Below are 21,915 nucleotides of genomic sequence, written 5' to 3'. Positions count from 1 at the left end.
CTGCGAAATAAAAAACCCCGCTTCGGCGGGGTTTTTTGTGGCACGTCGGATCAGGCAGGGCCTGAACCCTGACTCCGGGCTTAGTCCCTGTGCAAGACATCAGCCGCATAGAGGGTGTTTTGCAGCAGGGTGGCGATGGTCATCGGCCCTACGCCGCCGGGAACCGGCGTTATGTAGGCCGCGCGCTCCGAAGCGGCTGCGAAATCAACGTCGCCATGCAGTTTCCCGTCGTCCATCCGGTTGATGCCCACATCAATCACGGTTGCACCCGGTTTTACCCAATCGCCCTTGATCAGGCCTGGCTTGCCGACGGCTGCAACGAGGATGTCAGCCTCACGAACAAATTTCTCCAGATCCGGCGTGAATCGGTGACACACGGTTGTCGTGGCACCCTTCAATAGCAGCTCCATGCTCATGGGGCGGCCGACGATGTTGGAGGCGCCAACGATGACGGCGTGCTGGCCCTTGTAGGGCGTGTCGATGCTGTCGAGCAGGGTAATGATGCCGGCCGGTGTGCAGGGGCGCAGGGTGGGCTTACGCTGCATCAGGCGACCGATGTTGTATGGATGGAAGCCATCAACGTCTTTATCTGGCCGGATTTTTACCAGAATCGGATCTGCATCGAGATGCGAGGGCAGAGGGAGTTGCACCAGGATCCCGTCCACGGTGGGGTTCTCGTTCAGCTCATCAATCAGTGCTTCCAGCGCTTCCTGGGAAGTGTCTTCCGGCAGATCGTATGAGAGTGAGAGGATTCCCGCCTGGTCGCACGCCTTCCGTTTATTGCCCACGTAAACGTGGGATGCGGGATCGTTGCCGACCAGGACTACAGCCAGTCCGGGCGCCCTGAGCCCCTGTTGGGTTCTTGCTTCCACCCCTGCGGCGACTTGCTGTCTTACTTCGGCGGCAATCTCTTTTCCGTTGATCAGTTTGGCGGTCATGTCTCGTCTTGTCGGTTGGGCATCGGTAAATTGAAGGGTCGGCATTGTCTCATGCTTCCGCCGGAACTCCAATTGGACGGTTGTCTGGGCGGCGCGCGCCGGAACTTTTGTCAGGGCGCTTTGTCACTGAAGAGACTGTTGTTTCAGGGAATTTGGAAATACGTGTTGACGGGACCCTCCGGCGCCGGTAATATGCGCGCCAACTTTGCTGAGGCACTTGTTGTTCAGTTCAGACGGGGTATAGCGCAGTCTGGTAGCGCGCCTGCTTTGGGAGCAGGATGTCGGGAGTTCGAATCTCTCTACCCCGACCAAATTTCTGAATGTTCAGGTGGGCGAACGGTTAAGCGCCCGTAGCTCAGCTGGATAGAGCACCCGCCTTCTAAGCGGGTGGTCGCAGGTTCGAGTCCTGCCGGGCGCGCCATCAAGTCGTTGGCTTGGTCCGCGCCGGAGCGACCGTAACCAGCAAAGTTGAAAAGTAAAGGCATGTCCCGATGTGGTGGACGTAGCTCAGTTGGTAGAGCTCAGGATTGTGACTCCTGCGGTCGAGGGTTCGATCCCCTTCGTCCACCCCACTTTTCTTTCAGAGTAGATTCCGCGTTTGTTGAATAGATTGATGGCAGGCTTGCCATCGGGCATTCTTCATTCTGTTGTGCGCGAGTGGCGGAACTGGTAGACGCGCTGGATTTAGGTTCCAGTGGGGCAACCCGTGAGAGTTCGAGTCTCTCCTCGCGCACCACCCCTTTCTTTTTTCTCTTTCGTCCCCATCTCTGTCTTCAAGATTCGGCCGGTCCCGTGACTGTGCAGCATCAAACTGCATTGCAGGGTGATTCTCTCGGCGGTGCAAAGCATGATAAACTACCGGCTTTTAATTTTCGGTCCTTTTCCGGGAATCTCCCTGGGACCGGACTTTTAGGTTTAATTTCATTCACATACCGAACCTGTAATTTGAGGATCTTCCATGCAAGTGTCTGTTGAAACGACCTCCAACATCGAGCGTCGAATGACGATTGGTGTGCCCGCCCAGGAAATCGACCAGGCGGTCCAGAAACGCCTGCAGGAAACAGCGCGTACCGTGCGCCTGAACGGTTTCCGTCCGGGTAAGGTGCCCATGAGCGTCGTCAAGCGTCGTTTCGGTGACAGCGTCCGCCAGGAAATCGTTGGCGAGGTTATGCGCGACAACTACATCAAGGCACTGCAGGAACAGGATATCAACCCGGCAGGTTGGCCGAAGTTCGAGCCAAAGACCATGGAAGAGGGCAAAGACCTTGAATTTGTCGCCATCTTCGAAGTGCTGCCGGAAATCGAGCTGGGCGATCTCAGCAAGATTTCAGTCGAGAAGCTGACTTCCGAGATCACCGACAAAGATGTCGACAACATGATCGACAACCTGCGTCGTCAGCAGGCCACCATGAAAGAAGTCAAGCGCAAGTCCAAAAACAAGGACGTGCTGACCATTGACTTCAAAGGTTTTATCGACGGTGAAGAATTCGAAGGCGGAGCCGCTGAAGGCCATCGTCTGACTCTGGGCTCCGGCCAGATGATTCCGGGCTTTGAGAAGGCCATCGTTGGTGGTAAGGCCGGCGAAGACATGGAAATTGAGGTTACCTTCCCGGAGGATTACCACAACGAAGATCTGGCGGGTAAGCCGGCCAAGTTCGAGATCAAGATTCACAAGGTTGAAGAGCCGCAGTTGCCGGAACTCGACACCGAATTCTTCAAGAAGTTCGGTATTGATGCCGAAGACGAAGCGACTTTCCGCGAAGAAGTCAAAAAGAACATGGAGCGCGAGCTCAAGCAGGCGGTTTCCAACAAGGTCAAGAACGACGTTGTTGACGGTCTGCTGGAAACCACTGAGCTGGATATTCCGGCTGCCCTGGTTGATCAGGAAATCGATCGTCTCCGTCAGGACGCCGTCCAGCGTTTCGGCGGCCAGATTGATCCGCAGCAGCTGCCCAAGGAAATTTTCCAGGAGCAGGCTGAGCGCCGCGTGAAGACTGGCCTGCTGTTCCAGGAAGTGGTCAAGAAAAACGACCTGAAAGCCGACCCGGCCAAGGTAGACGAAAAGATCCAGGAGATCGCGTCTACGTATGAACAGCCAGAAGAAGTGGTTGCACACTTCAACAGCAACCCGGAGCAGAAGTCTCAGATTGAGTCTTCAGTCCTGGAAGATGCAGTTGTTGACCACGTGCTGGAGCAGGCCCAGGTCAAAGAAAAGAAAGTCAAATATGAAGAGGCCGTTCAGGCCGGTCAGCCCCAGCGCTGATTTTGCCCGGGATCGGAGTAGAAAGCCGGTCCCGAAGGCCGACCCCTGAGAACAGCCGGCATGCCCGGCTGTTTTCATCTGGGGCCGCTGCTGGCAAAGTATGGGGTGCAACTTTATTGAAACTGCCGTGGCGCGAGTCCACGACCCATTGTCCATAAGGAGTTCAGGCGCATCATGACGCAGAAACCAATTGATGGTCCCGCAATGGTTACCAATTCCGGACTGGTACCGATTGTTATCGAGCAGACAGCTCGCGGCGAGCGGTCGTTCGACATTTATTCCCGTCTGCTCAAGGAGCGGGTGATCTTCATGGTGGGTCCGGTTGAGGACCACATGGCGAATCTGATTGTGGCCCAGCTCCTGTTCCTCGAGTCTGAAAACCCGGACAAGGATATTCACCTCTATATCAACAGCCCCGGCGGCTCGGTAACTGCAGGTATGTCTATCTACGACACCATGCAGTTTATCAAGCCGGATGTAGCCACACTTTGTGTTGGCCAGGCGGCCAGCATGGGTGCCTTCCTTTTGGCGGGCGGTGCTGCCGGGAAGCGGGCGTGTCTGCCGAACTCCCGAGTGATGATCCACCAGCCGCTGGGTGGCTATCAGGGTCAGGCAACGGATATCGAGATTCACACCCGTGAAATCCTGAAGATTCGTCATACCCTGAATTCGATCCTGGCCCATCACACCGGTCAGGATCTGGAGACTATCGCCAAGGATACGGACCGTGACAACTTCATGGATCCGGCTCAGGCGAAAGAGTATGGGCTGATCGATTCAATACTTGATAAGCGCGTACCGAATAAATAATACTGGAAGTAATCGCATCATACTTGGCCGGCGTATCAGGCAGTGGCGCCGGCAAAACGAGATCAGAGGTATTTCAATGGCAGATGAAAGAAACGGCAGGGGCGACGATAACGGCAAGTTGCTCTACTGCTCGTTTTGTGGAAAGAGCCAGCATGAAGTCCGAAAGCTCATTGCAGGGCCCTCGGTGTTCATCTGCGACGAGTGTGTCGACCTGTGCAATGACATTATCCGGGAGGAAATCCAGGAGAATGCACAGGAAGAGCCGAGCGATCGCCTTCCTACACCGGCCGAGATCCGCAATACCCTTGATGAATACGTGATTGGTCAGGATCGGGCCAAGGTCGTCTTGTCGGTGGCGGTCTACAACCACTACAAGCGTTTGCGTTATGGCGAAGGCAAGGGTGATGTCGAGCTAGGCAAGAGTAACATTCTGCTGATTGGCCCAACCGGTAGTGGTAAAACTCTGCTGGCCGAGACTCTGGCGCGGATGCTGAACGTGCCCTTCACGATCGCCGACGCCACCACGCTGACTGAAGCCGGTTACGTTGGTGAGGATGTCGAGAACATCATCCAGAAGCTGCTGCAGAAATGCGATTACGATGTCGACAAGGCCCAGCGGGGCATAGTCTACATTGACGAGATCGACAAGATTTCCCGCAAGTCTGACAACCCTTCCATTACCCGGGATGTTTCCGGTGAGGGTGTTCAGCAGGCACTGTTGAAGCTGATCGAGGGTACTGTTGCATCGGTCCCGCCGCAGGGAGGTCGCAAGCATCCGCAGCAGGAATTCCTGCAGGTTGATACCGGCAATATGCTGTTTATCTGCGGTGGCGCCTTTGCCGGATTGGACAAGGTGATTCGCGAGCGTACCGAGAAGAACAGCATCGGTTTCTCTGCTTCGGTTGCCAGCCAGGACGATGCCAAGAACACCGGCGACGTTATAAAGGATGTGGAGACCGAGGACCTCGTGAAGTACGGCCTGATTCCGGAGTTTGTGGGTCGTTTGCCGGTAGTGGCAACCCTAAACGAACTTGATGAAGAAGCGCTGGTGCAGATTCTGACCGAGCCCAAGAACTCCCTGACCAAGCAGTACCAGAAGCTGTTTGATATGGAAGGGGTCGAGCTTGATTTTCGTGAAGATGCGCTTCGGGCTGTTGCCCGCAAGGCCATGGAGAGAAAGACAGGCGCCCGTGGTCTGCGTTCCATTATGGAAGCGACGCTTCTGGACACCATGTACCAGATTCCCTCTGAGCATGACGTGACCAAAGTGGTGATCGATGAGAGCGTGATCAGCGGGGACTCCGAGCCCTTCAAGATCTACGCCAGCAGTGATCACGCCAAGGCTGTGCCCGAGGATTGAGTCTAGGTTAGCGGTTGAAATGAGAAGGGGCGGCAACGCCCCTTTTCGCGTTTTTGTATCGCGATATTCCCGCCCTGTTTCGTTTAGTAAAAAGATTGCAATTTTTGCGGGCGCCCCAATGAAGGGTGATATGCTGAAAGAAATACCGTCAGAGGATTCCCAATGACCCGTATACCCGAAGATGCCGTGCAAGAGTACCCGCTGCTTCCGCTGCGTGACGTAGTGGTGTTTCCGCACATGGTGGTCCCACTGTTTGTGGGCCGAGAAAAATCCATTCAGGCTCTCGAAGCCGCGATGGAAGGAAGCAAGGAAATCCTCCTGGTAGCCCAGAAAGACGCCTCTACTGATGAGCCGGGTCCGAAGGATGTGTTCGAGATGGGCACGCTGGCAACGGTTCTGCAGATGCTTCGCCTGCCCGATGGCACCGTCAAGGTGTTGGTAGAGGGCAACGCCCGAGCCACCATCAGCGATATCTCCGAGGGTGAGTACCTGTCCGGTGGCGCTGTCCTGATGGATGAAGAAGGGCTGCCCGAGCGCGAGCAGGAGGTCCTGATAAAGACCCTGATGGACGAGTTCGAGAAGTACGTGAAACTCTCCAAAAAGGTCCCTTCCGAGGTCTCCAATGCTCTCACCGGTATTGAGGAGCTTGAACGCCTGGCCGACACCATGGCTGCTCACCTGGAAATGCGTATTCCGGAAAAGCAGGAACTGCTGGAAGCGCTGGATATCCGCAAGCGGGTGGACTTGCTGCTCGGTAAGCTGGATGGCGAAATCGACCTGATCGAGGTTGAGAAGCGCATCCGTGGCCGCGTGAAAAAGCAGATGGAGCGCAGCCAGCGCGAGTACTACCTGAACGAACAGATGAAGGCTATCCAGAAAGAGATGGGTAACCTGGGCGAAGGCAACAACGACTTCGAAGAGCTTGAGCAGAAGCTGGAAGAAGCCGGATTGCCGGAAGAGGCCCGCAAAAAGACTGAAACGGAGCTGAACAAGCTCAAGATGATGTCTCCGATGTCTGCGGAAGCGACCGTCGTCCGTGGTTATATTGACTGGATGCTGGCGATTCCCTGGAAGAAGCGCAGCCGTGTCCGTCACGACATCGAAAAAGCCCGTGAAATTCTCGATCGGGACCACTATGGCCTCGATGAAGTCAAAAAGCGTATTCTCGAATACCTTGCGGTTCAGAGCCGTGTGAAGAAGGTCAAGGGTCCTGTGCTCTGCCTGGTTGGTCCTCCCGGTGTGGGCAAGACTTCGCTCGGTCAGTCCATTGCCCGTGCGACCAACCGGAAGTACACCCGGATGGCCCTGGGCGGCGTGCGTGATGAAGCTGAAATCCGCGGCCACCGGAAGACCTACATTGGTGCGTTGCCCGGCAAGCTTCTTCAGAAGCTGTCCAAGGTGGGCGTGAAGAATCCGCTGTTCCTGTTCGATGAAATTGACAAGATGGGCATGGATCATCGTGGTGATCCGGCCTCAGCGCTGCTGGAGGTCCTCGACCCGGAACAGAATCACACCTTCAACGATCACTACCTCGAAGTGGATTACGATCTCTCCGATGTGATGTTCGTGTGTACCTCCAACTCCATGGACATTCCTCCCGCCCTGCTGGACCGGATGGAAATCATCCGTATCCCGGGTTACACGGAGGACGAGAAGGTCAATATTGCGCTGCGTTATCTGTTGCCGAAGCAGATCAAGGCCAACGGCCTGCGCAAGGATGAGCTCAAGTTGCCAGAGGACACCCTTCGCGACCTGATCCGCTATTACACCCGTGAAGCCGGTGTACGTGGCCTGGAGCGCGAGATTGCCAAGATCTGCCGCAAGGTGGTGCGTGACCATGTGGAGAGCGGAGAGAAGGTCTCTGTCACTCTCACGCAGGACATGCTCGAAGATTACTCGGGGGTCAAAAAATTCAAGTACGGCCTCGCCGAGGAAAAGAACGAGATTGGTCAGGTGACCGGTCTGGCTTGGACCCAGGTGGGTGGCGAACTGCTGCATATTGAGTGCGCCCTCACGCCTGGCAAGGGCCGGGTCGTGAAGACGGGTTCCCTGGGTGATGTCATGCAGGAGTCCATCCAGACGGCATTGACGGTGGTACGTAGCCGGGCACCCGGTCTTGGAATTGCCGATGATTTCCACGAGAAGCACGATCTGCACGTGCATGTACCGGAGGGTGCGACACCGAAAGATGGTCCCAGTGCCGGTATCGGTATGTGCACAGCGCTGGTTTCTTCTCTGACCAAGATTCCGGTTCGCGCCGACGTTGCAATGACCGGTGAAATCACTCTGCGTGGACGTGTTCTTGCCATCGGTGGTTTGAAAGAAAAGCTTCTGGCAGCGCATCGGGGTGGCATCAAGACGGTGATCATTCCGGATGAGAATGTCAGGGATCTCAAGGAGATACCTGAAAACATCAAGGAGTCGCTGGAGATTCGTCCGGTGAAGTGGATCGACGAAGTGCTGGATATTGCACTGGCCTATCCACCCGAGCCCAGGGCTGAAGATTCATCTCCGGAAACGGGTTCTGGCAAGCCGCGTGACGAAGAAGGCGACGCGTCAGAGCGCATAAATACACATTAAAGCCTTGATGAGTTGTTGACATGCCTGAGAGCCCATTGGTATAACTGTTTCGCCGTGAAGCAGCCAATACCAAGGGCTCCCGCGCAGTCAGTCCCTATTCCGAATGCCGGTATAAAGCCGAAAGGAATAAGAAAAGTGAAGAATGGAATTCTCCGACCGCTTATGCGATAGTCGAGAACGTCCGAGAAAAAACAAACCAACCTATAACATCTTCAACCTGAAATCGAAGGGGTTTAGTGTGAACAAGTCCGAACTTATCGATGCAATTGCAGAGTCCGCAGATATCTCCAAAGCCGCCGCTGGCCGTGCTCTGGACGCAATGACCAACTCAATCACCGGTGCCCTGAAAAAAGGCGATCAGGTAACTCTGATCGGTTTTGGTACCTTCTCCGTAAAAGAGCGTGCTGCTCGTACCGGTCGTAACCCGCAGACTGGTGCCGAGATCAAGATTCCGGCCTCCAAAGTGCCTGGGTTCAAAGCAGGCAAGGCCCTGAAAGACGCCGTTAAGTAACGGTTCTTTCTCCGGTGGCTTCTGTCGCAGGAAGCCACCCAAGAAGAATTCAAGGCGCATTCCACACCGGGTGCGCCTTTTTACGTTAGGTCCGCCCTTCGCCGCGCGCTGAAACGAATAAAACTGCACTACCTTGAACAGGGATCCGGGAGAAACATGCTTCAAGATATTCGGAACAATGCCCAGGGCACGATCGCCAAGGTCATCATTGGTCTTCTTATTGTGTCGCTATCCATCTGGGGGATGGACGCCATTGTCGGCGGCTTCTCCGGCGAGCCTGAGGTGGCAACCGTCAACGGCGAGGATATTACCGAGCGGGAGTTTCTCCGCGTGGTCCAGATGGAGAGCCAGCGCCGGCTATCCAGAATGGAAAACCCGGATCCCTCGATGCTTGACGAAGACCAGATTCGCACAGACGTTCTGGATTCCCTGATCCAGGAGCAGGTCCTGATCCAGGATGCCAACGCTCAGGGACTGGAGCTCAATGATGCTGATATCGATGCGTTGATTACCCAGATGCCGCAGTTCCAGGTGGATGGCCAGTTCAATCGCGACCGCTTTGTGGCCACAGTCCGTAATATGGGCATGGGCGTGGGCGAGTTTCGGGAAGCCATGCGCAAGCAATATGTGGTGAACCAGATCCGTGCGGGTATCGTTCAGAGTGGCCTGGTGGCGGATGAGAATGCCGAGCAGCTGCTCCAGATTCAGAACCAGACACGCAGTTTCCGGGTACTGGATATTCCTGCCAGCTCAGTGGCGGACGCGGTATCGGTTTCTGATGCTGACGTTGAAGCCTTTTATGAAGAAAACTCGGGTGCGTTTCAGCAGCCGGAGCGTGTAGACGCTGCCTACATCACGCTTTCGCTGGGTGCCCTTGCTGAGAGCATTGAAGTTGACGATGCGGAGCTTCAGGCCTATTACGAGCAGCAGGCTGCCGATCTGGCCAGTGAGGAGCGTCGGGCGTCCCACATCCTGATCGAAGAGGGCAGTGACGCAGACGAAACCATGGCAACGATCCAGGAGCGCCTGGCGGCCGGGGAGTCATTTGCTGACCTGGCGCGGGAGTATTCCATTGATACCGTTTCGGCCGAAGACGGCGGCGACCTGGGCTATGCCGGTCGTGGCATTTACGCCGAGCCCTTCGAGGAAGCCCTGTTTGCCCTTGAGGAAGGCGAAGTTTCCGAGCCGGTTCGGACATCGTTCGGGGTTCATCTTATTCGCCTCGAGGATGTCAGGGAGTCCGAGGTGCCGTCTCTGGATGAAATGGAAGACCAGCTCCGTCGTGAGCTGGCCCGTGAAAAGGCTCGTGAGCAGTTTGCTGAAGTCCGGGCAGAGCTTGCCGACTCCGCGTATGCCGCCGATGATCTGGCCGGCCCTGCCGAAGAGCTCGGGCTTGAGGTGCGGGAGGCCAACGGCGTTACCCGTGACGGTGGTCAGGCGCCGTTTGACCACGCCGGTCTGGTACGACAGTTGTTTTCCGAAGATGTCCTCGACGCGGGTTACAACACCGAGTTGATCGATGTGGGTGACAACGTGTCTGTCGTTGCCCGGGTGAATAAGTATCATGAAGCCGAGCAGCTGCCCCTGGATCAGGTTCGCGATCAGATCCGGACGACGCTGGAGCAGCGCAAGACGCGGGAAGCTCTTTCTGAAAGGGCTGACGCGATTATCGCTGACCTTGAGTCAGGTGAGAGCCCCGAGGGTATTGGTGAGTGGTCCAGCTATGAAGGGCTGGCACGGAACGCCTCCGAGGCAGGTCCCGCCATTCTCCAGCAGGTGTTTTCTTTGCCGCGCCCGGCGGATGGCGCCCGGTTTGGCAAGGCTGTGATGGCCAATTCTGCCGCGGTGATCGCGCTGGACGAGGTCACGGACGGGCAGGTCTCGGAAGATGGCACCGAACTGAACCAGCTTCGGGAATTCCTGGCATCTCTCGAAGGCCAGAGGGAATACGCCGCGTACCAGCAGTTCCTTCGAAACCGGGCGGAGGTCGAGAGACCCTGATATCCGCCTCATGAAAAAGGCGCCGAATGGCGCCCCGCGATCAACGAAAAGCCCGGTGCGAATGCCCGGGCTTTCTTGTATCTGCTGACCTCTTCTATTGTGGCACTGAGGCTCAGGTCGGTGGGAAGCGGGTGGGCTTGAGGCTTTCCTTGATCTTCTTGAGGTGCCCGAGGAAATCCGCGCCGCGTTTGAGGGTTACGCCGGTTGCAAGAATGTCGATAACGCTCAGATGAATGATCCGAGAGGACATTGGCATATAGACCTCAGTGTCCTCCGGCGCGGTGACGCCCAGCACCACCGTGCAGCTTTCCGCCAGGGGGGAATCGGGGTTGGTGATACCGATCACCGTAGCACCGTTGGCCCGCGCAAGTTGTGCGATATCCACGGTTTCCCGGGTGCGGCCCGTGTAGGAAATGAGCACGATAACATCGCCCACGTTTGCTCCGGCCGCCACCATGCGCTGCATCAGGGCGTCGTCGTAGGACATGACCGGGATATTGAAGCGGAAAAACTTGTGCTGGGCATCCATAGCCACAGCAGCAGATCCGCCCATGCCAAAGAAATTGATCTGTTTGGCCTGGATCAGGTAATCAATGGCCGTTGCCAGGGCTTTCGGGTCGAGCGCTTGCCGAGCCTTGTCCAGGCTGGCAATGGTACTGAGCATGATCTTGTCTGCGAATTCGGCAACGGTGTCGTCGGGCTCCACGTTCTGGCCGATATAGGGGGTGCCGGTAGCGATACTCTGGGCGAGGCGAATCTTGAAATCCGGGAAACCTGTTGCCGAGAAACCCCGGCAGAAACGGTTAACGGTGGGTTCGCTGACGTCGGCGGCTCTCGCCAGGGCAGCTATGCTGTAACGGGTGGCCGCGCTTGGGTCACGGAGAATGGCCTCGGCCACTTTCCGCTCGGATTTGTTAAGGGTCTCCAGCCTGGACTGGATGTCCTCAAGCAGATTGTCGTCACGGTGCGCCTGGTTCGCGGCCATCAATGGTACTCCCTGAATCATGGGCGGTCGTTGTCTTGAAAACGCGGTGATTATACCGCTTTTTTACCGGTTTTGGGGTAGTAAAAGTATCACGAAACGCAGTTTTTTCTTGGAAAAACGATTTTTGGATGTCATTATTTGGTTAAAATTACTACATTGAGTTCTGTCGTCGAGTTTTTGCGACGGACTGCCCACCAGAGAGAAGGAACCAATGGTCAACAAGATCAATACCCGTTGTGACCTGATGCTCTTCGGAGCCTTGGGTGACCTTGCCCAGCGAAAACTGTTTCCGGCGCTGTACCAGCTTGAGCGCGCCAACCTCTTGGCGGAGGGGAGCCGGGTCCTGGCCATTGCCCGCTCAGATGCCGATACCGAGACCGTGCGCCAGCAGTTGTTTGACAAGCTGAAGCAGTACGTAAAGCCGGAAGAGTTCGATGCTGGACTGGCCGAATCCTTCCTTAAGCGGGTCGATTACCAGATTTTGGATTTTAACGAACCCGACGCTTTTGGTGTGCTCAACGAGTGGCGTGATGATGCCAATAATGAGCTTATTGTTTATATGGCCACCCCGCCGTCCATGTATGGCGTCATAGCCCGAAATCTGCGGGCCGCCAGTTGCTGCACCGAGAAGACGCGGGTAGTGGTCGAGAAGCCGATCGGTCACGACCTGGAGTCGTCGAAGGTGATCAACGATGAGCTTGGCGAGGTCTACAACGAGAACCAGCTGTTCCGGATTGATCATTACCTGGGTAAGGAAACGGTCCAGAACCTGATCGCTCTGCGTTTTGCCAACAACCTGTTTGCCTCCCAGTGGGACCAGAACCACATTTCCCACGTGGAGATCACGGTGGCCGAGAGCGTTGGCATCGAGGGACGGTGGGGCTATTTCGACAAAGCTGGCCAGATTCGCGATATGATCCAGAATCACCTGCTTCAGCTGTTATGCCTGATCGCCATGGACCCGCCCTCGGACCTGTCTGCCGACAGCATCCGGGATGAGAAGGTCAAGGTTCTCAAGGCCTTGAAGCGCATAACGCCCGATATGATGGACAGTTACGTGGTGCGTGGCCAGTACACCGCCGGCACCAGTAACGGCAGGCCGGTGCCCGGCTATCTGGAGGAGGAGGGGGCAAACAAGGGCAGCGCTACTGAAACTTTCGTTGCCCTGAAAGCAGAGATCGACAACTGGCGCTGGTCAGGTGTCCCGTTTTACATTCGCACTGGTAAACGCCTCCCCGAAAAGCTGTCCCAGATCATCATCCACTTCAAGCCTGCGCCGCATTACATTTTTGATCCGGACCAGAAGCACCTTGCCAACAACAAGCTGATTATCCGTCTTCAGCCTGACGAAGGCATGGCCCTGAAGATCCTCACCAAGGACCAGGGCCTGGATAAGGGCATGCGACTTCGTCAAGGCCCTCTGGAGCTCACCTTTTCTGAGACCTTTGTTACCGATCGGATTCCCGACGCCTACGAGCGTTTGCTTTGGGAGGTAATGAAGGGTAACCAGTACCTGTTCGTGCGCCGTGACGAGGTGGAGTATGCCTGGCGCTGGGTCGATCAGGTTATTCGGAACTGGAAGGATGGCGGCGAGCCGCCAAAACGTTACGCGGCGGGAACCTGGGGCCCCGTTGCTTCCATCGCCATGATTACCCGGGATGGCAGGAGCTGGTATGAAGATGTCTGATCTGCGTTTGCCCGAGGGTGTCAGTGATCGCTCAGGTGAAACCGCTGATGGCGTGGCCCTGGATCTTGCTGATGCCGTGGCGGGATTTCTGGCGGCCCGCCTGAGAGAGGTGCCCAGGGCGAGCCTGGTGGTATCCGGCGGTTCCACGCCGCTGCCATTTTTCAGGGCGCTGTCCGGCAAGGATCTGGATTGGGGCAGGGTAGACGTTCTGCTGGCGGATGAGCGTTGGGTGGAAGAAAACGATGACGCCAGCAATACCCGCCTGGTTCGGGAGAACCTGCTGCAGAATAAGGCGGCCTCGGCCCGGTTCCTGTCGCTCAAACAGCCTGGTGCGACACCCTCAGAGGGTCTTGAGCGAGTGAAGGCCGAGCTCGTGAACCTGGCCCTGCCCATCGACGTGCTGATTCTTGGTATGGGCAACGACGGCCATACCGCCTCACTGTTTCCCGACGCACCCGAATTGGAAAGTGCGATGAATCCTGAATGCCAGGAAATCGTTGCGCCCGCCACGCCCGCGTCGCAGCCGCAGAAACGCATCACCTTGACCTGGCCACCCCTGAGGGATGCCCGATTTACCGCGTTGCATCTGAAGGGCGAGGACAAACTGCAGACACTGGACCGTGCTATGTCTGAACCGGACAAGGTGCTCGAGATGCCAATCAGAGCTTTCCTGAAACCAGGCCTCCAGGTGTTCTGGAGTCCCTGAAACGCCCGACATTTGTTATGGAGAAAACCGTGAGCCAACTTTCCGATTACCATCGCGAGCGCGTCAGGGCAGTACTGCAATCCTCACCCCTGGTGCCGGTCATCGCCATTCAGGACCTCGACGACGCCGTGCCCCTTTGCCAGGCTCTCGTTGATGGCGGCATCAACGTCCTCGAAATTACCCTGCGCACTGAACACGGCCTAAAAGCCATCGAAGAAGTCCGCAAAGCCATCCCGGATGCGTGGGTCGGGGCGGGCACCGTTACCAGCATTGCCCAGTACCGACAGGTAGAGGCCGCTGGCGCCCAGTTCGTAATCACCCCGGGCGTAACCGAAGCCATTCTGGAATTCGGCCTGACCTCCGAAGCCCCGCTGTTGCCGGGCATTGCCACCATCTCGGAAATGATGATTGGCTATAACCTCGGCTACCGCGAATTCAAATTCTTCCCCGCCGAAGTCGCCGGCGGCATCCCGGCCCTCAATGCCTTCAGCGGGCCATTCCCGGACGTTACCTTCTGCCCAACAGGCGGCATCCGCCGCAACACCGCGGCAGACTACCTGGCCCTCGGCAACGTCCAGGCCGTTGGTGGCACCTGGTTGACCCCTGCAGATGTGGTGGCGGCTAAAGACTGGGCGCAGATTACCGGGATTGCGCGGGGGAGTCTGGCGGACCTCTGACTTTGGTCTTGTTCTCGTTCTTGTAGCCTGAAGGTTTCGGCATTTGCGCGCTTCTGGGCGGGGCTGACGGGAAACGCTACGAGCACATCCATGTGCGCTTGGCGCTGGCCATCCATGGCCAGCGACATTCCCGTCAGCCCCGCCCAGAAGCGCTTAGCAAAACTTCCGATAACGCGAGTATTCGTCGCAACTTTGTAGGTCTCAATAGTCGAGAAACTGTCACGCCGAGAAAACTGCAACATTCTGAACGAGGGAGTGGGGTTCCCCTTTCCAAAAATGTCTGTGGCCAAGGATGGCCACAGCCAAGCGCACATGGATGTGCTCGTAGCGTTTTTTTGGAAAGGGGAACCCCACTGCCGATTCGCACATTGCCGCAGGCTACAAGGCCACGCACCAATCGACTAAGGGCTGGAAAGAAGGCTTACAGTCAGCGAATATCAGAACCAACCCGAACAATCTTCATGGTATTGGTACCACCCTGGGCATTCACATAGTCACCCTTGGTAATCACCACCAGATCCCCTTCCTTGACTGCACCCTGATTAACCAGCTCCGACACCGCCAAAGCGTTGGTCCGCTCGTTCGGAATCTTGGCAGAATCGAAAGGCACCGTCTGAACGCCACGGAACATAACGACCCGATGCTGGGTGGAGTGATGGCGCGAAAACGCAAAGATTGGCAGGCTCGATTTGATGCGAGACATCAACCTTGGCGTGGCACCCGTCTCGGTCATGCAGATAATGGCCGAGACACCCTCAAGGTGGTTCGCTGCGTACATGGCGGAAAGAGCGATAGCTTCATCAACTTCCTCCATGCTCTCGTGAATCCGGTGTTTGGACTGATGCATCGACGGATGCTTCTCTGCGCCCAGGCAAATGCGCACCATGGCTTCGACTGCTTCCTTGGGATAATCACCCACGGCCGTTTCCGCAGACAGCATCACTGCATCGGTATAGTCCATCACCGCGTTGGCAACGTCTGAGACTTCGGCTCGCGTTGGCATGGGGCTGGTGATCATCGACTCCATCATCTGCGTGGCCGTGATCACCGCGCGGTTGAGAACGCGGGCGCGGGAGATGATGTGCTTCTGTACGCCCACCAACTGGGCGTCGCCGATTTCAACGGCCAGATCGCCACGGGCAACCATCACGGCATCGGATGCTTCGATTACCGCGTCCAGGGCTTCGACATCGTCGGCAAGCTCTGCCCGTTCGATTTTGGCGACTAGGCCGGCGTCAGAGCCTGCTTCCTTAAGCAGGCGCCGGGCGATGTGCATATCCTCGGCGGTGCGAACAAACGAAACCGCCACGTAATCCGCGCCCAGTTTGGCGGCTGTGACGATGTCCTGCTTGTCCTTTTCCGTCAGTGCCTCAGCGGACAGGCCGCCGCCGCGCTTGTTCAGGCCCTTGTTATTCGAGAGCGGGCCTCCGATAAGCACGGTGGAAGTGATGCTGTGGTCGCTGACCGACTGCACTTCCATCTCAATGCGGCCATCGTCCAGAACCAGAATGTCTCCCGGTTCCACATCTTCGATCAGTTGCTCGTAGTCGATGCCGACCTTTTCCTCGGTACCCGCCTCCTTGTCCATGGCAGCGTCCAGGATAAACGTCTGGCCTGCCTTGAGGGTGACCTTGTTCTCCGAGAACCGTGCGATGCGCAACTTGGGGCCCTGCAAATCGGCCAGCAAAGCGACAAACCGGCCTTGGGCCGCTGCTGCTTCGCGAACCCGGCGAGCGCGGCCGATGTGCTCTTCGGCGCTGCCGTGGGAAAAGTTGAGTCGGGTGACATCCACACCGGCGGCGATAATGGCCGCGAGGGATTCCGGTGAATCGGTGGCCGGGCCGAGAGTGGCGACAATCTTGGTACGCCTGAGCATGGTTGGTGTCCTTTGGTTCTTCAAAATGGTCTCGAAAAGAGTAGCGGAATCAGCTGAAACGGCCAGATTTACTGGCCGGCCTCGAAGAGGGCGAGGGCATTATCCAGCATACGATTCGAGAAGCCCCATTCATTATCGTACCAGGCCATGACTTTTACGTGACGACCCAGGACGCGGGTGTGGTTGGCATCATAGATGCTGGAAAGTGCGTTGTGATTGAAGTCGATGCTGACCAGTTTCTCGGTATTATAACCAAGAACCGGGTTTTTCTCGGCCGCTGTTTTTATCGCCTCGTTTACTTCGTCAACGGTCGTTTCGCGGCTGGCGATAAAGCCAAAGTCCACCAATGATACGTTGATGGTGGGGACGCGAACTGCGAGGCCATCAAGCTTTCCCTCAAGTTCCGGAATAACCTTGCCAATGGCGGCAGCCGCGCCGGTCTTCGTTGGAATCATCGATTGAGTGGCAGAGCGAGCGCGGTAAAGATCAGAGTGGTACACGTCGCTCAGTTTCTGGTCGTTGGTGTAGGAGTGGATGGTGGTCATCAGGCCACTCTCGATGCCGATGGCCTTGTGCAAGGCTTCGACAACCGGTGCCAGGCAGTTGGTAGTGCAAGACGCGTTGGAGATAATGTCGTGATTGGTGGTCAGGGTTTCGTGATTCACGCCGTAGACAATCATGGCATCCGCATCGGGGCTGGGTGCAGAGATGATAACCTTGCGCGCGCCGGCTTTCAGATGAGCTGCCGCCTTGTCCCGTTTGGTGAAAAGCCCGGTGCACTCGAAAACAACATCGACACGGTGATCTTTCCAGGGCAGTTCTTCGGGGTTGCGCAGTGCTGTGATGGCAATGCGGTCGCCGTTCACTGTCAGCGATTCTGAGTCGTGGCTGACATCTGCCTCAAATCGACCATGAACACTGTCATACTTGAGCAGATGGGCGTTGGTTTCGGCGTCGCCAAGGTCGTTAATGGCAACAACCTGTAGCTGGCTTCGGTAGTTATTTTCATACAATGCTCTGAGAACATTGCGACCGATGCGGCCAAAACCGTTAATTGCGATACGGATTGTCATTGTCTGACTCCTTGGGTGGTCTTTTTTTGTTCGTTAAACCTCAGAAATGTAGTAAATATAACAACAAAAAAAGAAGAAATGAACGATGAAACGGTGGAAATGCCAAAAAAAGGAAGTAAAATTACGTCTAAAAACGACCACTCTAATAAATTACGCAATGGAGCCCACCATGCACCCGACCGTAGATAAGGTTACCCAGAGAATCATCGAGCGCAGTCGCCCAACGCGGCAGGATTACCTGAACCGCATGAATGCCCTCAAAGCCCAGTCTCCACACCGGAGCTCTCTGTCCTGCGGCAATCTGGCCCACGGTTTCGCGGCCTGTAATCAGGGCGACAAAGACACCCTGAAATTCATGAACAAGGCCAACGTGGCCATGGTAACGGCCTATAACGATATGCTTTCGGCCCACCAACCCTACGAAAAGTTCCCGGATATTATTCGGGAGGCGGCCCGTGGAATGGGGTCGGTGGCTCAGGTGGCCGGGGGCACGCCGGCCATGTGTGACGGCGTAACCCAGGGCCAGCCGGGTATGGAGCTGAGCCTGTTCTCCCGGGACACCATTGCCATGAGTACGGCCGTGGCCCTCAGTCACAACATGTTCGATGCCACGCTGCTTTTGGGGATCTGCGACAAGATTGTGCCTGGCCTTCTGATCGGCTCGCTGAGCTTCGGCTATCTCCCTACCATTCTGGTCCCCGCAGGGCCGATGCCTTCAGGGCTCCCGAACAAGGAAAAGCAGCGGATTCGCCAGCTTTACGCCGAGGGCAAGGTTGGCAAGGAAGAATTGCTGGAGGCCGAGAGCAAGTCCTATCACAGCCCCGGCACCTGTACGTTTTACGGCACCGCCAACAGCAACCAGCTGTTGGTGGAAGTCATGGGCCTGCATATGCCGGGGTCTGCGTTTGTGAACCCCAATACGCCGCTCCGTGATGAGCTTACCCGGGCGGCGACCGAGCAGGTGATCAGGCTGTCCAAGCCTCACGGTGGCGAGCTGGGTCTGGGCGATATGGTGGATGAAAAGAGCATCGTCAATGCTCTGGTGGCGCTGCTGGTTACTGGCGGTTCCACCAATCACACCATTCACTGGATAGCGATTGCCCGGGCGGCGGGGATCATCATCGACTGGAACGACTACGCCGAGCTTTCCTCCGTGGTTCCGTCCATGACCCGGATCTACCCTAACGGGCAGGAAGACGTGAATGCTTTCCACGAGGCTGGCGGAACGCCGTTCCTGATCAGGGAGCTGCTGAGCGGCGGATACCTTCATAACGATGTGAACACAGTGGTTGGCTATGGCCTTGAGCGCTATACCGAGATGCCGGAGTTGTCGGATGAGCAACTGGTGTGGAAGCCCGCGCCGGAAAAAAGCCTTCGCCCGGATGTGCTCAGCCCGGTTGCCGAGCCGTTTGCACCCGATGGTGGGCTGAGGGTGCTTGATGGCAACCTCGGTCGGGGCGTTATCAAGGTCTCTGCCGTTGCCCCGGAGCACCGTAAAGTTGAAGCGCCGGCCGTTGTGTTCAACGACCAGAACGAACTCAAGGCAGCCTTTGAGGCAGGGGATCTGGACAGGGATTGTATTGTGATCGTGCGTTTCCAGGGTCCCAAGAGCAATGGTATGCCAGAGCTGCACAAGCTTACCCCCTACCTTGGCGTGTTGCAGGATCGCGGATTCAAGGTTGGTCTGGTGACGGATGGCCGTATGTCCGGTGCGTCGGGCAAGGTACCTGCGGCGATCCATGTCTACCCGGAGGCGCTGGACGGTGGCCCGCTGGCCAAGGTCAAGAATGGCGACATGGTTTGTCTGGATGCCGAGAGTGGTGTTCTTGCCATCCGCGTGGATGATCAGGAGTTCGCCGGCCGGGAATCTGAAAAAGCGGACCTGACCGGGTATCATCGCGGCTACGGTCGGGAGTTATTTGGCTGGATGCGACGCGCTGCCAGCAATCCCGAGGAAGGGGCCAGCTTTTTCTGGAATCACGAGGCATGACAGCAACACGCTATTCACTGGTCGGTGATATTGGTGGCACCAATGCGCGTTTTGCCCTGGTAGAGCAGGGAACCGTGCAGCCTCGCGCCATCAAGATTTTGCCCTGCGGAGAATATGCGAACCTCGATGACGCAGTGCGGGATTACCTGGCTAGGGTTGGGGTTTCGGAGGTCGACGGGGCCTGTCTGGCTGTTGCCTCACCGGTTCGCGGGACCCAGGTTCGGATGACCAACAACCACTGGCTTTTTGATACCGAAGAAGTCCGAGCACAGTTTGGCTGGTCCAGGTTCAAGGTGATCAACGATTTTACCGCCATGGCCCTCGGCGCTCCTCACGTTGCGAACGACCATCTGGTGCATGTTTGCGGCGGCCCCGGTGACAGCCGGCGCCCCAGGCTGGTGATGGGTCCGGGAACCGGGCTCGGCGTTTCAGGGCTGGTGCCCATCGAGCATGGCTGGGTGCCGTTGATGACCGAGGGTGGCCACGTGGATTTCGCGCCCACGGACGATGCCGAAATGGCTGTGCTGCGGATTCTGAAGGCCCGGTTTGGCCGGGTTTCCGTGGAACGGATCCTGTGCGGTCAGGGCCTGTTGAACCTGTATCAGGCCCATGCAGAGATTCAGGGCGTTGCGGCGCCACTGGATGCGCCGGAGAAAATCACCGCGGCTGCGGTAGAAAACACCGACAGGCTGGCCCGCCACACGCTCAGCCATTTCTGTGAAATTCTCGGTCGGGTAGCCGGCAATGGCGTTCTGACCTTGGGTAGCACGGGTGGTGTCTTCCTGTGTGGCGGAATCCTGCCCCGTTTCCTCGAGTTCTTTCTCGAAAGCCCGTTCCGCAACGGCTTTGAGGATAAAGGAAGAATGCGCCCGCTACTGGAGTTTACACCGGTCTATGTGGTCACCGAGCCCTACACCGGCCTGCTGGGGGCTGCCGAGGCACTGGGCAATCCGGAAGTATGAGGCCGGATTGCCGTTACTGGATCAGAGGTAGTGCACCATCTGGCGCTGATCAAAACGGTACTGGCGGTTATAGACGCCGTTTTCAGCCCGTCGGCCGGCTGCCAGTACCATGGTTACCAATCCTTTTCCGGGCAGATTAATAAGCTTCTTCACGCGATGCTCGTCAAAACCCTCCATGGGGCAGGAATCATACCCGTGGGCGCGGAGCGCAAGCATGAGGTTCTGGGCAGCCAGGGCTGTGGATTTGGTAGCCCAGATTTTCATCTCGCAATTGGAGTAGGGCCCCCGGGGCACCGGCCTGGTAATTCCCACCGCAAGGCCTGCCGCTTTTTTGGCTAAACCCAGAATACCAAGCGGCCCCTGGTTGTAATGAATCGGGGCAACTTTGCGATAGTATTTTTCAACGATGGGCGGCAGTTTTTCTTCTGGCCAATCCTCAAGAGCTTGCCGTGCATGAGCCCGCCAGCTATCCGGTCGGGCAACCACTACGATCAGCGCAGCGGCGGTTTTCGCTGCATTCTGGCCAAGACAGGCGTGGGCGAGTTTTGCCTTAAGCTCCGGCGTGCGGACAACGAAAAATTCCCAGGGCTGGAGGTTACTGGAATTCGGAGCCAGGGTTGCCAGTTCCAGGCAATCTTCAAGCACGGCCTCAGGAATCGGCTCATCGGTAAAGCGCCTGATGGAGCGGCGCGTGCGAACAACTTTCCGGAACTCTTCGATATCGATTTCCGGCAGCGGGAGAGAGCCTGCTTTCGCATTCATGATGTGTCCTTCGAGACTTGTTGTGTCGTGATTGTGCCTCTATCGTTACGGGAAATGACGGTATATGCAATCACCCTGATAACGGAACGCTCATGACAGAGGATCTTTCCCGGCTTCCCTTCGATGACCTGGTTCGACGCGTGCGGGCGTGTACGATTTGCGCCGACGTTCTTCCACGCGGGCCGAGGCCTGTCATACAGATATCTGAAAGCGCCAGAATTCTCGTAGTCGGGCAGGCCCCGGGCAGGCGCGTGCATGAGACCGGGCTGCCCTTCAACGATCCCAGCGGCGATAGGCTTCGGCAATGGATGGGGGTTACCCGGGATACCTTCTATGACGAGCAGAAGCTCGCGATCCTGCCGATGGGGTTTTGCTATCCGGGCACAGGCAAGTCCGGAGATCTTCCACCGCGGCCGGAGTGCGCTCCAGCCTGGCGGAACCTGCTGCTGGATCGTCTGCCGCAGATTGGGCTCACGCTGGTAATTGGGCAGTATGCGCACGCCTGGCATCTGGCCGACTGCCGAAAATCCGTAACAGCCAACGTGCAACATTGGCAGGACTACTGGCCAGAGGTTCTGCCGATGCCTCATCCCAGCCCGAGAAACAACCTGTGGCTGCGTCGCAATCCCTGGTTCGAAAGTGACGTTGTGCCTGAACTGCAGCGTCGGGTGGCTCGTCTTCTCGCACCCGAGTACGGATAGCCGGTGTGCTCAACCGGCAACGTCCGCTGGAGT

17 protein-coding genes and 4 tRNA genes are annotated in these 21,915 nt (G+C 57.0%); 16 read left to right on the top strand and 5 right to left on the bottom strand.

Annotated features, from left to right (window positions below; all coding sequences use genetic code 11):
* Window positions 1-80: 80 nt before the first annotated feature.
* Window positions 81-938 (bottom strand): bifunctional methylenetetrahydrofolate dehydrogenase/methenyltetrahydrofolate cyclohydrolase FolD, encoded by an 858-nt coding sequence (folD, locus tag BM035_RS01180; protein ID WP_041645301.1) that lies wholly within the window; start codon window positions 936-938, stop codon window positions 81-83.
* A gap of 234 nt (window positions 939-1,172) precedes the next feature.
* On the opposite strand from folD, the gene BM035_RS01175 reads away from it, so the two are divergent.
* The 10 genes from BM035_RS01175 to BM035_RS01130 all read left to right on the top strand — a co-directional run bounded on the left by BM035_RS01175 (window position 1,173) and on the right by BM035_RS01130 (window position 10,463).
* Window positions 1,173-1,249 (top strand) — tRNA-Pro (locus tag BM035_RS01175).
* A 33-nt stretch (window positions 1,250-1,282) separates the two neighbouring features.
* Window positions 1,283-1,359: transfer RNA gene (locus BM035_RS01170), tRNA-Arg, on the top strand.
* Window positions 1,360-1,434: 75 nt separating this feature from the next.
* A tRNA-His gene (locus BM035_RS01165) sits at window positions 1,435-1,510 on the top strand.
* A gap of 79 nt (window positions 1,511-1,589) precedes the next feature.
* Window positions 1,590-1,674: transfer RNA gene (locus BM035_RS01160), tRNA-Leu, on the top strand.
* A gap of 222 nt (window positions 1,675-1,896) precedes the next feature.
* Window positions 1,897-3,201 (top strand): trigger factor, encoded by a 1,305-nt coding sequence (gene tig / locus BM035_RS01155; protein ID WP_008174593.1) that lies wholly within the window; start codon window positions 1,897-1,899, stop codon window positions 3,199-3,201.
* Between the two features lie 174 nt (window positions 3,202-3,375).
* Entirely contained in the window at window positions 3,376-4,011 is a 636-nt protein-coding gene (gene clpP / locus BM035_RS01150) for an ATP-dependent Clp endopeptidase proteolytic subunit ClpP (RefSeq protein WP_039882061.1), read from the top strand.
* A gap of 76 nt (window positions 4,012-4,087) precedes the next feature.
* Window positions 4,088-5,371, top strand: a complete 1,284-nt coding sequence (gene clpX, locus BM035_RS01145) for an ATP-dependent Clp protease ATP-binding subunit ClpX (RefSeq protein WP_008174598.1) — start codon at window positions 4,088-4,090, stop codon at window positions 5,369-5,371.
* Between the two features lie 162 nt (window positions 5,372-5,533).
* Window positions 5,534-7,951, top strand: coding sequence for an endopeptidase La (gene lon / locus BM035_RS01140; RefSeq protein ID WP_008174599.1), 2,418 nt, complete (start codon window positions 5,534-5,536; stop codon window positions 7,949-7,951).
* A gap of 238 nt (window positions 7,952-8,189) precedes the next feature.
* Entirely contained in the window at window positions 8,190-8,462 is a 273-nt protein-coding gene (locus BM035_RS01135) for an HU family DNA-binding protein (protein ID WP_008174603.1), read from the top strand.
* Window positions 8,463-8,618: 156 nt separating this feature from the next.
* Entirely contained in the window at window positions 8,619-10,463 is a 1,845-nt protein-coding gene (locus BM035_RS01130) for a SurA N-terminal domain-containing protein (protein ID WP_008174605.1), read from the top strand.
* A 112-nt stretch (window positions 10,464-10,575) separates the two neighbouring features.
* Here the strand turns inward: BM035_RS01130 and BM035_RS01125 are convergent, their stop codons facing one another.
* The gene (locus BM035_RS01125) at window positions 10,576-11,448 is read right to left on the bottom strand and encodes a MurR/RpiR family transcriptional regulator (RefSeq protein ID WP_008174607.1); all 873 of its coding nucleotides are present in this window, start codon (window positions 11,446-11,448) and stop codon (window positions 10,576-10,578) included.
* Window positions 11,449-11,659: 211 nt separating this feature from the next.
* On the opposite strand from BM035_RS01125, the gene zwf reads away from it, so the two are divergent.
* From zwf to BM035_RS01110, 3 genes are read left to right on the top strand one after another with little or no spacing between them, the layout of a single operon-like run.
* A complete protein-coding gene (zwf, locus tag BM035_RS01120) occupies window positions 11,660-13,135 on the top strand; it encodes a glucose-6-phosphate dehydrogenase (RefSeq protein WP_062782442.1) in 1,476 nt (491 codons plus the stop codon).
* Window positions 13,128-13,841, top strand: a complete 714-nt coding sequence (pgl, locus tag BM035_RS01115; RefSeq protein ID WP_008174611.1) for a 6-phosphogluconolactonase — start codon at window positions 13,128-13,130, stop codon at window positions 13,839-13,841. The genes zwf and pgl overlap by 8 nt, the downstream gene beginning before the upstream one ends.
* 17 nt (window positions 13,842-13,858) lie before the next feature.
* On the top strand, window positions 13,859-14,518 hold the full coding sequence (locus BM035_RS01110; protein ID WP_175497316.1) for a bifunctional 4-hydroxy-2-oxoglutarate aldolase/2-dehydro-3-deoxy-phosphogluconate aldolase: 660 nt from the start codon (window positions 13,859-13,861) through the stop codon (window positions 14,516-14,518).
* A gap of 427 nt (window positions 14,519-14,945) precedes the next feature.
* On the opposite strand, the gene pyk is transcribed toward BM035_RS01110, so the two are convergent.
* Both pyk and gap read right to left on the bottom strand, forming a co-directional pair.
* On the bottom strand, window positions 14,946-16,394 hold the full coding sequence (gene pyk / locus BM035_RS01105) for a pyruvate kinase (protein WP_092029884.1): 1,449 nt from the start codon (window positions 16,392-16,394) through the stop codon (window positions 14,946-14,948).
* Window positions 16,395-16,462: 68 nt separating this feature from the next.
* Window positions 16,463-17,467 carry a type I glyceraldehyde-3-phosphate dehydrogenase gene (gene gap, locus BM035_RS01100; RefSeq protein ID WP_092029882.1) on the bottom strand — a complete coding sequence of 335 codons (1,005 nt, stop codon included), beginning with the start codon at window positions 17,465-17,467 and terminating at the stop codon, window positions 16,463-16,465.
* Between the two features lie 169 nt (window positions 17,468-17,636).
* Here gap and edd point away from each other — a divergent pair, with 169 nt between their 5' ends.
* Both edd and BM035_RS01090 read left to right on the top strand, forming a co-directional pair.
* Window positions 17,637-19,457, top strand: coding sequence for a phosphogluconate dehydratase (gene edd / locus BM035_RS01095; RefSeq protein ID WP_092029880.1), 1,821 nt, complete (start codon window positions 17,637-17,639; stop codon window positions 19,455-19,457).
* Entirely contained in the window at window positions 19,454-20,419 is a 966-nt protein-coding gene (locus tag BM035_RS01090; protein ID WP_092029879.1) for a glucokinase, read from the top strand. The genes edd and BM035_RS01090 overlap by 4 nt, the downstream gene beginning before the upstream one ends.
* A 21-nt stretch (window positions 20,420-20,440) precedes the next feature.
* Here the strand turns inward: BM035_RS01090 and BM035_RS01085 are convergent, their stop codons facing one another.
* Window positions 20,441-21,181 (bottom strand): nitroreductase family protein, encoded by a 741-nt coding sequence (locus BM035_RS01085; protein WP_092029877.1) that lies wholly within the window; start codon window positions 21,179-21,181, stop codon window positions 20,441-20,443.
* Window positions 21,182-21,273: 92 nt separating this feature from the next.
* Here BM035_RS01085 and BM035_RS01080 point away from each other — a divergent pair, with 92 nt between their 5' ends.
* Window positions 21,274-21,882: a uracil-DNA glycosylase family protein gene (locus BM035_RS01080; protein WP_092029875.1), complete on the top strand. Its 609-nt coding sequence runs from the start codon at window positions 21,274-21,276 to the stop codon at window positions 21,880-21,882.
* Window positions 21,883-21,915: the final 33 nt, after the last annotated feature.

It is taken from the genome of Marinobacter sp. DSM 26671, assembly GCF_900112835.1.
Lineage (GTDB): Bacteria > Pseudomonadota > Gammaproteobacteria > Pseudomonadales > Oleiphilaceae > Marinobacter > Marinobacter flavimaris.
The sequence above is the reverse complement of the archived record's forward strand: the minus strand, read 5'-3'. Positions and strand labels throughout refer to the sequence as shown.